This window comes from Buttiauxella sp. (assembly GCF_049686335.1).
Classification (GTDB): Bacteria; Pseudomonadota; Gammaproteobacteria; order Enterobacterales; family Enterobacteriaceae; genus Buttiauxella.
Map to the genome: position 1 here is coordinate 1 of NZ_JBAVHX010000037.1, position 12,985 is coordinate 12,985.

General features: G+C 48.4%; 18 protein-coding genes. 6 read left to right on the forward strand and 12 right to left on the reverse strand.

From position 1 onward, the window contains the following. Positions 1-297 precede the first annotated feature (297 nt). Positions 298-852 carry a gamma carbonic anhydrase family protein gene (locus WBL83_RS21560; RefSeq protein WP_424591053.1) on the forward strand — a complete coding sequence of 185 codons (555 nt, stop codon included), beginning with the start codon at positions 298-300 and terminating at the stop codon, positions 850-852. Here WBL83_RS21560 and WBL83_RS21565 read toward each other — a convergent pair. The 6 genes from WBL83_RS21565 to dprA are packed head-to-tail and all read right to left on the reverse strand — an operon-like array spanning position 828 to position 4,618. After that, on the reverse strand, positions 828-1,085 hold the full coding sequence (locus WBL83_RS21565) for a DUF1488 domain-containing protein (protein ID WP_424591054.1): 258 nt from the start codon (positions 1,083-1,085) through the stop codon (positions 828-830). The genes WBL83_RS21560 and WBL83_RS21565 overlap by 25 nt on opposite strands. Continuing rightward, the gene (aroE, locus tag WBL83_RS21570) at positions 1,082-1,900 is read right to left on the reverse strand and encodes a shikimate dehydrogenase (RefSeq protein ID WP_424591055.1); all 819 of its coding nucleotides are present in this window, start codon (positions 1,898-1,900) and stop codon (positions 1,082-1,084) included. The genes WBL83_RS21565 and aroE overlap by 4 nt, the downstream gene beginning before the upstream one ends. 3 nt (positions 1,901-1,903) lie before the next feature. Next, positions 1,904-2,476: an L-threonylcarbamoyladenylate synthase type 1 TsaC gene (gene tsaC / locus WBL83_RS21575; RefSeq protein ID WP_424591056.1), complete on the reverse strand. Its 573-nt coding sequence runs from the start codon at positions 2,474-2,476 to the stop codon at positions 1,904-1,906. 5 nt (positions 2,477-2,481) lie between these two features. Next, positions 2,482-3,024, reverse strand: a complete 543-nt coding sequence (locus WBL83_RS21580; protein ID WP_424591057.1) for a topoisomerase DNA-binding C4 zinc finger domain-containing protein — start codon at positions 3,022-3,024, stop codon at positions 2,482-2,484. Positions 3,025-3,048: 24 nt separating this feature from the next. Then, positions 3,049-3,522, reverse strand: coding sequence for a DUF494 family protein Smg (smg, locus tag WBL83_RS21585; RefSeq protein ID WP_424591058.1), 474 nt, complete (start codon positions 3,520-3,522; stop codon positions 3,049-3,051). Further along, positions 3,494-4,618 (reverse strand): DNA-protecting protein DprA, encoded by a 1,125-nt coding sequence (dprA, locus tag WBL83_RS21590; protein WP_424591059.1) that lies wholly within the window; start codon positions 4,616-4,618, stop codon positions 3,494-3,496. The genes smg and dprA overlap by 29 nt, the downstream gene beginning before the upstream one ends. Before the next feature lie 128 nt (positions 4,619-4,746). On the opposite strand from dprA, the gene def reads away from it, so the two are divergent. The 5 genes from def (at position 4,747) to mscL (ending at position 9,588) form a co-directional block, all read left to right on the forward strand. Further along, a complete protein-coding gene (gene def, locus WBL83_RS21595; RefSeq protein WP_424591060.1) occupies positions 4,747-5,256 on the forward strand; it encodes a peptide deformylase in 510 nt (169 codons plus the stop codon). A gap of 21 nt (positions 5,257-5,277) precedes the next feature. Next, on the forward strand, positions 5,278-6,225 hold the full coding sequence (gene fmt / locus WBL83_RS21600; RefSeq protein ID WP_424591061.1) for a methionyl-tRNA formyltransferase: 948 nt from the start codon (positions 5,278-5,280) through the stop codon (positions 6,223-6,225). A gap of 75 nt (positions 6,226-6,300) precedes the next feature. Further along, a complete protein-coding gene (gene rsmB / locus WBL83_RS21605; protein ID WP_424591062.1) occupies positions 6,301-7,590 on the forward strand; it encodes a 16S rRNA (cytosine(967)-C(5))-methyltransferase RsmB in 1,290 nt (429 codons plus the stop codon). A gap of 48 nt (positions 7,591-7,638) precedes the next feature. Next, the gene (gene trkA / locus WBL83_RS21610) at positions 7,639-9,015 is read left to right on the forward strand and encodes a Trk system potassium transporter TrkA (protein WP_064542983.1); all 1,377 of its coding nucleotides are present in this window, start codon (positions 7,639-7,641) and stop codon (positions 9,013-9,015) included. Between the two features lie 159 nt (positions 9,016-9,174). Further along, complete coding sequence (mscL, locus tag WBL83_RS21615; RefSeq protein WP_424591063.1) at positions 9,175-9,588, forward strand: large-conductance mechanosensitive channel protein MscL; 414 nt, start codon at positions 9,175-9,177, stop codon at positions 9,586-9,588. On the opposite strand, the gene WBL83_RS21620 is transcribed toward mscL, so the two are convergent. The 6 genes from WBL83_RS21620 to rpsK form a co-directional block, all read right to left on the reverse strand. Beyond that, the gene (locus WBL83_RS21620) at positions 9,542-9,805 is read right to left on the reverse strand and encodes an alternative ribosome-rescue factor A (RefSeq protein ID WP_424591064.1); all 264 of its coding nucleotides are present in this window, start codon (positions 9,803-9,805) and stop codon (positions 9,542-9,544) included. The genes mscL and WBL83_RS21620 overlap by 47 nt on opposite strands. Before the next feature lie 60 nt (positions 9,806-9,865). Further along, positions 9,866-10,285, reverse strand: coding sequence for a Zn(2+)-responsive transcriptional regulator (gene zntR / locus WBL83_RS21625; RefSeq protein ID WP_424591070.1), 420 nt, complete (start codon positions 10,283-10,285; stop codon positions 9,866-9,868). Between the two features lie 214 nt (positions 10,286-10,499). After that, positions 10,500-10,886 carry a 50S ribosomal protein L17 gene (gene rplQ / locus WBL83_RS21630; protein WP_034461760.1) on the reverse strand — a complete coding sequence of 129 codons (387 nt, stop codon included), beginning with the start codon at positions 10,884-10,886 and terminating at the stop codon, positions 10,500-10,502. Positions 10,887-10,926: 40 nt separating this feature from the next. Then, positions 10,927-11,916 (reverse strand): DNA-directed RNA polymerase subunit alpha, encoded by a 990-nt coding sequence (locus WBL83_RS21635; protein ID WP_034461761.1) that lies wholly within the window; start codon positions 11,914-11,916, stop codon positions 10,927-10,929. Between the two features lie 25 nt (positions 11,917-11,941). Next, a complete protein-coding gene (rpsD, locus tag WBL83_RS21640; protein ID WP_183273268.1) occupies positions 11,942-12,562 on the reverse strand; it encodes a 30S ribosomal protein S4 in 621 nt (206 codons plus the stop codon). 31 nt (positions 12,563-12,593) lie between these two features. Then, positions 12,594-12,983, reverse strand: a complete 390-nt coding sequence (gene rpsK, locus WBL83_RS21645; protein WP_002438687.1) for a 30S ribosomal protein S11 — start codon at positions 12,981-12,983, stop codon at positions 12,594-12,596. Positions 12,984-12,985: the final 2 nt, after the last annotated feature.

Here is a 12,985-nt window from a genome sequence, read left to right on the forward strand (position 1 = left end):
GGTGGCGTATATTACGCTTTCCTCTTTCAGAGTCAACCCTTAATTTCAGGATATTTGACTCTCATCGCCGCCGTTACTCTGTGATGTTGTTCACATGTTCCGTGTCGATGGAGGCGCATTATAGGGATCTCTTTTTATTGCACAAGCCTTTTTTCGATCTTTTCTGCTGACTGTTTAGTTTTCGCCCTTTTCGCTGTGATCGTATCCGATCCGCCCTGTTTTTGGCGCTTTACCTCCTTGCCATCGGTTAAGAAAGCAGCCACAGTCTATCTACGAAGAGAACTTCCAGAGGTGTTTATGTCCGCAGTACTGCGACCTTTCCAAAAAACTTATCCCGAAATTGGCCAACGTGTGATGCTTGATCGTTCAAGCGTTGTCATTGGTGACGTTCGTCTTGCCGATGATGTGAGCATTTGGCCGTTAGTCGCCATTCGTGGTGACGTTAACTACGTGACGATTGGCGCACGAAGCAATATTCAGGATGGCAGTGTATTGCATGTCACCCACAAATCTTCTTATAAGCCCGAGGGTAATCCGCTAATTGTCGGTGAAGATGTGACGGTTGGGCATAAGGTTATGTTGCACGGCTGCACGATTGGTAATCGCGTGCTTGTCGGAATGGGATCGATTTTGTTGGATGGCGTAGTAATAGAAGATGATGTCATGATCGGAGCAGGAAGCCTGGTGCCGCAAAACAAGCATCTTGCCAGTGGCTACCTTTATCTTGGCAGTCCTGTTAAACAGATTCGCCCTCTTACATCTGAAGAACTGGAAGGCTTGAAATACTCGGCGAATAACTACGTGCGCTGGAAAGATGAGTATCTTGCTCAGGAAAGCCAGATCCAGCCTTGAGCATCTTCTTCGCCTTCTTCTATCAACGCTTCTGCTTCTTCTTCAAGATCCCAGCGATTTAGACGAAAGAGCTCAAGCCATTGCTCTTTATTATCGCCACCATAGCGGCTGGCGATAATCTCTGCGGAAATCCCACACATTACTTGAAAGCCATTTACTAATGCAGGAAAGCAAATAGCCTGACGCCCCTCATTCCATTCATCACGATCGGGAAACTGGATCGCCTGGTTCACTGTGACAGCTCCTGCTTTAGCTTCTCAATTACTGGCGTAATTTCGGGTAAGACTCCGTGCCACAAGAAAAAAGCATGCGCAGCCTGGCCCACCAGCATTCCCAGGCCATCTGCAGAGTGCTGCACACCGTGCTGTTTACACCACAGCAAGAAAGGCGTGTCACCCTTTTGATAGAACATGTCGTAGCAATCGACGTTATGAGAAAGCAGCGAAGCAGGGATAGAAGGAACATCGCCAGCAATACCGCTCGAAGTGGCATTAATAATGAGGTCAAATTCATGACCCTCCAATTCTGGCTGCTCAACCGCCTGGACGCTTCCCATATGGTTAAACAACTGCGCGAGTTCTTTTGCCCGCGAGTAGGTTCGGTTGGTTATCGTCACTGCGCAGTCTAGCGAAAGCAATGGCAGCAGTACTCCCCTTGCTGCACCACCAGCGCCCAGCAGTAAAATGCGGCGGCCAGGTTTGATTAAACCCAGACGTTGCAAATCGGTTAGCAGTCCAATTCCATCCGTGTTATCACCCAGCAGACGACCATCTTCCAGGCGCTTTAGCGTATTTACCGCTCCCGCTAACGCGGCTCGTTCGGTCAACTCATCAGCACGCAAGTAGGCCTGCTCTTTAAAAGGAACCGTAATATTGATTCCCTTACCGCCGCTCTGCAAAAACTGCTCAAGCGTTTCCAGAAAGGCATCAACCGGTGCCAGCACTCGGCCATAGGGATGCTCAATATTTAATTGCTCAGCAAACATCTTATGGATTTGCGGTGACTTGCTGTGCTGAATTGGGTTACCAAATACGGCAAAGGCTTCCATTATTTACCCCTGGCGGAACAGTTCGCCGGTCAAAGCATCACGAATTTCTGAAGGATTCTGCCTGCCTCCGGTATCGCCTTGCAGTACCGGGAAGTCATCACCGAATTGTACGAAGACTTCATCCGCAGTACGACAAGGTGGCAAACCAGATAAATTGGCACTGGTAGAAACCAGAGGTTTGCCATAAGCCAGGCATAACTCACGTACCAACGGATGATCCGTTACTCTCACTGCTAAGGAATCAAATCGCCCGGTTAACCAGCGCGGGGTTGATGGAAGAGCAGGGAATACAAAGGTCACCGGTCCTGGCCAGCAAGAAAACACATCTTCTCGCTGCTTTTGTGAAAGAACGGCACTGTCTATATAAGGAACGAGTTGCTCGAAGTTGGCCGCAATCAGGATCAGGCCTTTGTCGACCGGTCGATGTTTTAAATCAAGCAAGCGCGTGACAGCCAGTTCACTGTCAGGATCACAACCGACGCCAAAAACAGCTTCGGTTGGATAAGCGATGACTTGTTGTTGTTTCAGGGCGGCAACGATCTCTTGGAGTTGCTCTATTTGCAGGTTTGTCTTCACAAGCTTTATTCCGCCGTTACCGGCTTTCCACATTGTTTGCTGGCACAGAATTGTTTCAATCCTTGCGCCGTTTTCTTTTCGATAAGTAAAGGATAGTGACACGCAGGACATACGCCTGCCACTGGTTTGCTATTAATGACGAATTGACAGGTCGGATAGGTATCGCATGACCAAAAGTTTTTTCCAAATCGCGAGCGTCGTTGAACTAACTTGCCTTGCTGACATTGCGGGCAACTGATTGCAGTTTCGTCGGGTTTGTCGATAACTTCAGTATGTTCGCAGGTGGGGTAGTTACTACAACCGATGAACATCCCAAAGCGGCCCTGGCGCAAGACGAGGTTTTCCTGACATACAGGACAGAGTTGGCCTTCAAGCACTTTGACCACATGACCATCAGCCAGGCTTTTTAGCGGGCGCACATAATCACATTCCGGATAATGAGAGCAGCCAAGGAAAGGGCCGTGTTTACCGGAACGAATGACTAACCCTGCCCCACATTGGGGACAGGGTTCATTTTTAGGCACAGTGAACAGTGCTGATTTGGTCATAACATCTCATGCTGGGACTTTTATTTAGTGCAGCATACCTTCATTTACTTCGAAGAGTAATTCTTCCATTTGCTGATAAGCGTTTTCACAACCCGGAATATTGAATAACACCATAAGCACTACCCACTTTAAATCTTCTAGCTCGAACTCGGCAGTGTCTAACGCTAGTACTCTTTCAATGACCATTTCACGGGTTTCGAGGTTTAACACCTGAATCTGTTCCAGGAACAGTAAAAATCCCCGACAAGATGCATCAAGTCGCTGGCATTCTTCTGCGGTGTACATACGCATAGAAAGCGGGTCAGCAGCCAGTTGCATGGGTTCAGCCAGACCATTTTGATAGTCAGCCAACTTTTCAAGCCACACAAGCGCGTTATAAATGTCTTCGTGATCAAAACCAGCATCGGCGAGATCACGTGTCAATTTATCTTGATCAACTCGCATTTCCACTTCGTTATGGATGTAGGTTTCAAATAAGTACATTAGTACGTCGAACATGGCATGCCCTCCTTAATCGGACATAGCCGCCGGGTACAGCTGCGATCCACCCTGCTAACTCCAGGTCGAGCAGTTGAGCTACTATCACTGGCACAGGTTGGCCGGCACGTTCAGCGACGACGTCAACAGGTGTAACCTCATCTCCTACGTTAGCCAACAGCTCCGGAAATGGCAATGTGCGATCCCCTTCATTCTGTGAATATATTAGTGCTTTGTGAGGTGAAGGAAGCCATTGCAGTTCACTTTCCAGATACTCGAGTATGTCTGAGGGATGGCTCACAAGGGTAGCGCCTTGCTTTATCAACCAGTGTGGTCCTTCGCTTCCCGGACTACCGACTGCCCCCGGCAATGCAAAAAGTTCTCTACCTTGCTCCATCGCATAACGAGCAGTGACCAGTGATCCGCTGCGCTCGCTGGCCTCCACAACAAATACCGCCCGGCTTAACCCACTGATAATTCGATTCCTGCGCGGGAAATTACCCGGCCACGGCGTCGTTTCGAGAGGGAATTCAGAGATGACTGCACCACCTTCAGCAATAATCTCATCGGCTAATGACTTATGGCGTTTTGGATAAATACTTGCCAGACCATTTCCCAATACAGCCACTGTCTTTCCGTGACAACTCAACGCCGCGCGATGGGCTACGGCATCTATGCCTAACGCTAAACCACTGGTTATTGTTAATCCAGCGGTGGCGAGGGGTTCACAAAACATCCGACACCAGCGTTCCCCATACAAAGAAAGATTACGATTGCCCACTACGGCGAGTTGGTTACTGGAGAGAAGCTCAATATTGCCCGTGACAAAGAGTGCTGTGGGGTAACAATCTACGGCTCGCAACTGTTCAGGGTAGCTGGCATCATCTGCAGTGAGAAGATAATGGTCAGGCTGCTCGAGCCATAACAGTCCTTTATCTATCTCCTTCTCACTAAACTCCTTAAATTGAGCTATCTGGCGCGTTGATAAACCTGCTTGAGTTAACGAAGCAGTCGAGCATTCAGAATCATTCAACAAGAAATGGGCAATTTTTAATAACTTATCGCCGCTCAGATTTTGAACCGCCATCAGGCGTAACCAGATCTCTTTTGGTGGCACAGCATCCTCCTGCCATAAGCGATAATTGCAATCCTTGCGATTGGTCACTGATGCTGTCAATCAGGCCGGGAAATGTCTAGAATAGAGGTAATAATCTTTCTATCAATTGAACACAGCTCTGGATATTTATGTCAGTTTTGCAGGTATTACATTTTCCGGACGAGCGCCTTCGCACTGTAGCGACGCCGGTCAAAGAGGTGAATGCGGAGATTCAGCGGATTGTCGATGACATGTTCGAGACAATGTACGCAGAGGAAGGTATTGGCCTTGCAGCAACACAGGTGGATATCCATCAACGAATTATTGTGATTGATGTTTCCGAAAACCGCGACGAGCGACTGGTTTTAATTAACCCTGAGTTGCTGGAAAAAAGCGGCGAAACCGGCATCGAAGAAGGTTGTCTGTCTATTCCGGAACAACGTGCCTTAGTTCCTCGTGCGGAACGCGTCAAAATCCGTGCTCTGGACCGTGAAGGTAAGACGTTTGAGCTGGAAGCTGATGGCTTGCTCGCCATTTGTATTCAGCATGAGATGGATCACCTGGTTGGCAAACTGTTCGTCGACTATTTGTCGCCGTTGAAACGTCAGCGCATTCGTCAGAAACTGGAAAAAATGGCTCGTCTGAACAAGACCGCCTAATCCATCACAAAAGGGAATAATGTGTCTGAACCGTTGCGTATTATTTTCGCGGGTACTCCTGACTTTGCAGCGCGTCATCTTGACGCGCTGTTGTCTTCTCAGCACCAGGTCGTTGGCGTATTCACCCAGCCCGACAGGCCAGCTGGGCGCGGCAAAAAACTGATGCCAGGCCCGGTCAAAATGCTGGCGACAGAAAAGAATATCCCCGTATTTCAACCCGCCTCATTACGCCCTGCTGAGAATCAGGAACTCGTTTCCAGCCTGAATGCCGACGTGATGGTAGTCGTAGCCTATGGTTTGATTCTGCCAAAAGCCGTGCTTGATATGCCCCGTATGGGCTGTATCAATGTGCATGGTTCACTGCTGCCTCGCTGGAGAGGTGCTGCACCTATTCAACGTTCATTGTGGGCTGGTGATGCAGAAACAGGCGTTACCATTATGCAAATGGATGTGGGTCTGGATACCGGCGATATGCTGTTCAAACTTGCCTGCCCAATCGAAGCTACTGATACCAGTGCAACGCTATACGACAAGCTGGCAAACCTTGGTCCGCAGGGTTTATTGGAAACATTAAACCAGCTTGCAACCGGCAGTGCCAATCCAGAAATTCAAAACGAAGAGCTGGTGACTTACGCCGAGAAACTCAGCAAGGAAGAAGCACGTATCGACTGGACACTCTCTGCTGTGCAGTTGGAACGTTGCATCAGGGCATTTAACCCATGGCCAATGAGTTGGTTGGAAATAGAAGAGCAGCCTGTGAAAGTCTGGCAAGCATCTGTGATCAATCAGCTCACTAGTGCAGCTCCCGGTACCATCCTGGAATCCAATAAACAGGGGATTCAGGTGGCGACCGGTGAAGGGATTTTAAATCTTCAATCTCTGCAACCTGCTGGTAAGAAAGCGATGAAAGCTCAGGATCTCCTGAACTCACGGAGCGAATGGTTTAAGCCAGGTACGCTCCTCGCCTGATAAAAGAAATTCTTTGCGCCCAGGCCAAACACCTGGGCATTTTTGTTTTTAAGCGCCGGAAAACAGAGCGTTGTTATGAAAAAAACACTAAATCTTCGCAGTATGGCCGCACAGACGATTGAGCAAGTTGTGGAACAAGGTCAATCACTGAGTAACGTGCTGCCTGCGATGCAACACAAAGTCTCTGATAAAGATAAAGCATTACTTCAAGAGCTGTGCTTTGGCGTCTTGCGCACATTGCCGCAACTTGAGTGGCTGGTCAGTAAGTTGATGTCCCGTCCGATGACTGGCAAGCAACGTACCATTCACTATTTAATTATGGTGGGTTTTTATCAGCTGCTTTACACCCGAATTCCTGCTCATGCCGCGCTTGCAGAAACAGTTGAAGGGGCGGTGGCAATTAAGCGCCAGTCGCTTAAAGGTTTAATTAACGGTGTACTGCGCCAGTTCCAGCGTCAGCAAGAAGAACTAATGGCAGAAGCCGCTAAACATGAAAGCCGCTTCCTGCACCCTGCATGGCTGTTACAACGGTTGAAAAAAGCCTATCCAAATCAATGGCAAGCTATCGTTGATGCAAATAATCAGCGCCCGCCAATGTGGCTGCGAGTCAATCGCCAGCATCATACGCGTGAAGAGTGGATGGCATTACTGGCTGAAAGTGGGCTTGAAGGTCATGTCCATCCACAGTATCGCGACGCGGTACGCCTGGAAACTCCGGCACCCGTCCATGCATTGCCTGGATTTGAGCAAGGTTGGGTTACCGTTCAGGATGCTTCAGCACAAGGTTCAGTTGATCTGCTTGACCCGCAAGACGGCGATGTGATCCTTGATTTGTGTGCGGCACCTGGCGGTAAGACGACTCATATTTTAGAAGCGGCCCCTAACGCACGCGTAATGGCCGTGGATATTGACGAGCAGCGCCTGAAACGTGTCCACGAAAACTTGCAACGGCTGGGCATGACTGCGGATGTGAAGTGCGGTGATGGACGTTTTCCTGAGCAGTGGTGTGGCAAGCAACAGTTTGACCGCATTTTGCTTGATGCACCTTGTTCAGCTACCGGTGTTATTCGCCGTCATCCCGATATCAAGTGGTTGCGCCGCGACAGAGACATTGCTGAATTAGCCGCCTTGCAAAAAGAGATTCTCGAGGCGATTTGGCCACGACTGAAATCAGGTGGCACATTGGTTTACGCTACGTGCTCAATCCTGCCGGAAGAAAACTGGCAGCAGGTTGCTGCATTCATGGCCCTGCATCCTGAAGCGAAACTGGTAGAAACGGGTGCGCCTGAAAAACCAGGGATCCAGAATCTCCCTTCACAAGAAGACGGTGACGGCTTCTTTTACGCTAAGCTAATTAAAAGCTGATTCAGGAATGCTGAATCTTAGGTTTCATCACCAATGAAGCTATAAACAATGAAAATAATAATTCTGGGTGCGGGCCAGGTTGGCGGCACCCTGGCTGAAAACCTGGTGGGCGAAAACAACGATATTACGGTTGTTGATACTAATCAGGATCGCCTACGCAGTTTGCAAGATAAGTTCGACTTACGCGTCGTGCAAGGTCACGGCTCGCATCCTCGCGTTTTACGCGAAGCGGGCGCAGATGATGCTGATATGTTGGTTGCCGTAACCAGTTCGGATGAAACGAATATGATTGCCTGCCAGGTAGCGTATTCGCTTTTTAATACTCCAAACCGAATTGCGCGTATTCGTGCTCCAGATTATGTGAGGGATGCCGAGCGTTTGTTTAACGCTGAAGCGGTACCAATTGATCACCTAATCGCACCTGAACAGCTGGTAATCGACAATATTTATCGACTGATTGAATATCCTGGCGCGCTGCAGGTCGTAAATTTCGCCGAAGGGAAAGTCAGTCTCGCCGTAGTGAAAGCCTATTATGGCGGCCCGTTAGTGGGGAATGCCCTTTCAACTATGCGTGAACATATGCCGCATATTGAAACTCGCGTCGCTGCAATTTTCCGACACGACAGGCCTATTCGTCCGCAAGGTTCAACCATTGTTGAAGCTGGAGATGAAGTATTCTTTATTGCCGCCTCTCAGCATATTCGAGCGGTAATGAGCGAATTGCAGCGTCTCGAGAAACCCTATAAACGCATCATGCTAGTCGGTGGTGGGAATATAGGAGCAGGTCTCGCGCAGCGACTTGAAAAGGATTACAGCGTAAAACTCATTGAGCGTGATTCACAACGCGCCGCTGAGCTGGCTGAAATGTTGCAAAACACCATCGTTTTCTACGGTGATGCCTCCGATCAAGAGTTGTTAGCCGAAGAGCATATTGAACAAGTCGACTTGTTTATTGCCGTCACCAACGACGATGAAGCCAATATTATGTCCGCTATGCTGGCTAAGCGAATGGGTGCCAAGAAAGTTATGGTCCTCATCCAGCGCAAAGCCTACGTTGACCTCGTTCAAGGCAGCGTGATTGATATTGCCATATCACCGCAGCAAGCCACTATTTCGGCTTTGCTCGGTCACGTGCGTAAAGCCGATATCGTCGGCGTGTCCTCTCTACGTCGAGGTGTCGCAGAGGCGATTGAAGCCGTTGCTCATGGTGATGAAAGTACTTCGCGCGTTGTGGGCCGTTCAATCGATGAAATTAAACTTCCGCCAGGGACGATTATTGGCGCCGTTGTTCGTGGTAATGACGTCATGATCGCTAATGACAATTTACGTATTGAACAAGGTGACCATGTCATTATGTTCCTGACAGATAAGAAGTTTGTCAGCGATGTAGAACGCTTGTTCCAACCAAGTCCTTTCTTCCTGTAATTTATTTGGGCGGAGAAAAGCTCCGCTTCATTTTTCTCTCCTACAGAAAAACCATTTTATTATTAAGGCATTAGTACTGAATTCTTATTACCTTATGTAATGGCAATCGGTTAATCATTTGTTAGACTTATTAGCGTCAGCCAGTACAAGGAGAGAAAAATGAGCATGTTAAAAGAATTTCGCGAATTTGCGATGCGCGGAAATGTTGTGGATTTGGCAGTAGGTGTGATTATTGGTGCAGCATTCGGGAAAATTGTTTCTTCACTTGTTGCGGATATTATTATGCCGCCACTTGGATTGCTGATTGGGGGCGTAGATTTTAAATCCTTCGCTTTAACTTTACGTCCTGCAGTTGGGGATATTCCAGCAGTAGTGATGCATTACGGTCTTTTTATTCAGAATGTGTTTGATTTTGTAATTGTTGCCTTCGCAATTTTCCTGGCAATCAAAGCAATTAACCAACTGAACCGTAAGAAAGTAGAAGAGCCTGCAGCACCACCGGCACCCACTAAAGAAGAAGTATTACTTAGTGAAATCCGCGACCTGCTGAAACAGCAGAACGAGCGAATCTGATTGCGCTAGTTAAAAGAGGAAGGCCAGTGGTAAAAAAGCAATTTGCTTGTTTGCCACTGGCCTCCCAGTTACCCTTCTTACCATGTTTTGCAGTACGCTGATAACTTCCTTTCCCTTTCTTATTCTGCTCAACTCGTTGACGAAAAAGCGGATCATGTAACAAAGCCTCAATCGCATTGTCCTTTATGATGCCTTTCTTATGCTGATACTTACTCATATAAACTCCAACTGGTTAAAATAACAACGCAAGTGTATGCCTGCATCTGTAGGAGCGCAATTATTCTTTACGCTGACTCGCTCCTTGTTCAAGCGCCTCAAGAATTGAACAATATGTGCTGCTGTGGGCACTACCGCAACATGCGTCATTCAGCCTTTGCAGCGATCGTCGCATATGCTGCAGTTCCTTTATTTTAGATTCAACTTCTACGAGTCTGGACTGCACGATGCTCTTTGATTCCTGACAGGTGTGATGTTCTGGATCAATTCGGATCGACAGTAATTCACGAATCGTCTCTAATGTGAAACCTAACTGCTTTGCGTATCTAATAAACTTCAGACGCTGCAAATCGCTTTCACTATAAAGCCGAAAGCCACCTTCCGTTCTGACTTCATGATCCATCATTTGCTGCTTTTCATAATAACGTATGGTGTCGGGCGTAACATCCGCCAGTCTGGCCAACTCTCCAATACGAAACATGATCATTTATTCCTTATCAATTTTAACAAGTAAGTCGAGTTTTAGAGAAGTACATGAATCCGCTAGTGAGTCAAACTGACTATGGATCGGGTACCTACTTAATTTATGTCAGTGTTAGCAAGGGATATAAATAAGATACGATGAATTGATGCAGGAAGGGAAATTACAGATATAAAAAAACCGGGCAAGCCCGGTTTTTTCACGTTACTACAGATTACTCTGCAGCAGCTTCTGTTTGAGACTCGGCGCGATCAACCAGCTCGATGTAAGCCATCGGAGCATTATCACCTGCACGGAAGCCACACTTAAGAATGCGAGTGTAACCACCAGTACGGGCTGCAAAACGCGGACCCAATTCATTAAACAGTTTTGCCACGATCTCGTTATCACGAGTGCGGGCGAATGCCAGACGACGATTAGCAACGCTATCAGTCTTGGCAAGAGTAATCAGCGGCTCAACTACGCGACGCAGCTCTTTCGCTTTAGGCAGAGTCGTCTTGATGATCTCATGACGAACCAGTGAACCTGCCATATTGCGGAACATAGCCTGGCGATGGCTGCTGTTGCGGTTCAGTTGACGACCACTCTTACGATGGCGCATGACCTTATCCTTCTCAGTAAAACCTTAACCTGTGATCCGGTTACTCGTCAGCGATGCTTGCCGGTGGCCAGTTTTCCAGGCGCATGCCCAGAGACAAACCACGGGAAGCCAGCACGTCTTTAATCTCGGTAAGAGATTTTTTACCCAAGTTAGGCGTTTTGAGCAGCTCAACTTCGGTACGCTGTACCAGATCACCGATATAGTGGATAGCTTCTGCCTTAAGGCAGTTAGCAGAGCGGACAGTCAATTCCAGATCGTCAACAGGGCGCAGCAAGATCGGATCGAATTCTGGTTTCTCTTCTTTAACTTCCGGCTGACGTACATCACGTAAGTCAACGAAAGCTTCAAGTTGTTCAGCCAGAATGGTTGCCGCACGACGAATCGCCTCTTCAGGATCGATTGTGCCGTTGGTTTCCATTTCGATGACCAGCTTATCCAGGTCGGTACGCTGTTCTACACGCGCGGCTTCAACATTGTAGGCAATTCGCTCTACAGGGCTGTAGCAGGCGTCGACCAGCAGACGACCGATTGGGCGCTCATCTTCTTCCGAATGAATTCGGGCAGAGGCCGGCACATAACCGCGACCGCGCTGAACTTTGATACGCATACTAATAGATGCGTTCTCATCAGTCAGGTGGCAGATCACATGCTGCGGCTTGACGATTTCAACATCACCATCATGGGTGATGTCGGCTGCAGTCACAGGGCCAATGCCAGACTTATTCAGAGTAAGAATTACATCATCTTTACCTTGAACTCTTACCGCCAGCCCTTTCAGGTTGAGCAGGATTTCCAGGATATCTTCCTGAACGCCTTCTTTGGTGCTGTACTCATGTAGTACACCATCAATCTCAACCTCTGTCACCGCGCAACCCGGCATCGATGAGAGCAGAATACGGCGCAGTGCATTACCAAGAGTATGGCCAAAGCCACGCTCTAAAGGCTCAAGGGTCACCTTGGCGTGCGTCGAACTCACTTGCTCGATATCTACCAGGCGCGGTTTTAGAAACTCTGTCACAGAACCCTGCATTGTGTCCTCTCTTTGGTACTAAGCTTTACTTGGAGTAAAGCTCGACGATCAGGTGTTCGTTAATGTCCGCGGACAGATCAGTACGCTCAGGCTTACGCTTGAACACACCTTCCATCTTAGCAGCATCAACTTCCAGCCAGGTTGGCTTTTCACGCTGTTCAGCCAGCTCCAGAGCGGCCTTCACGCGAGATTGCTTTTTGGCTTTCTCACGGATGCTGACTACGTCATTCGGAGTTACCTGATAAGAAGCGATGTTAACAACGCGACCATTTACCATAACTGCTTTATGGCTAACGAGCTGACGTGCTTCTGCACGTGTAGCACCGAAGCCCATACGGTAAACAACGTTGTCTAAACGACCTTCCAGCAGAGCCAACAGGTTTTCACCGGTGTTGCCTTTCAGACGAGCCGCTTCTTTATAGTAGTTACGGAACTGACGCTCCAGAACACCGAACATGCGGCGAACTTTTTGCTTTTCACGCAACTGCACACCATAGTCAGACAGACGCGGTTTACGCGCACCGTGCTGGCCAGGAGCTTGTTCAATTTTACACTTGGTATCGATCGCGCGAACACCAGACTTAAGGAACAGGTCTGTGCCCTCGCGACGGCTCAGCTTGAGCTTAGGACCCAAATATCTTGCCATTTTCTTTCTCCAACATTCCTAAAAACGAGCGTTATACGCGACGTTTTTTCGGCGGACGACAACCGTTGTGAGGGATCGGAGTCACATCAGTAATATTAGTGATGCGGAAACCAGCGGCGTTCAGAGCACGAATGGTAGATTCGCGGCCTGGACCCGGTCCCTTAACCATAACTTCCAGGTTCTTGATACCGTATTCTTTCACGGCTTCTGCGCAACGCTCTGCTGCAACCTGAGCTGCGAACGGAGTAGATTTGCGAGAACCACGGAAACCGGAACCACCGGCAGTTGCCCAACCCAATGCGTTACCCTGACGATCAGTGATAGTAACGATAGTGTTGTTGAAAGAAGCATGGACATGAGCCACGCCGTCAGAGACTTGTTTTCTTACACGCTTACGTGCACGAATTGGTGCCTTTGCCATTA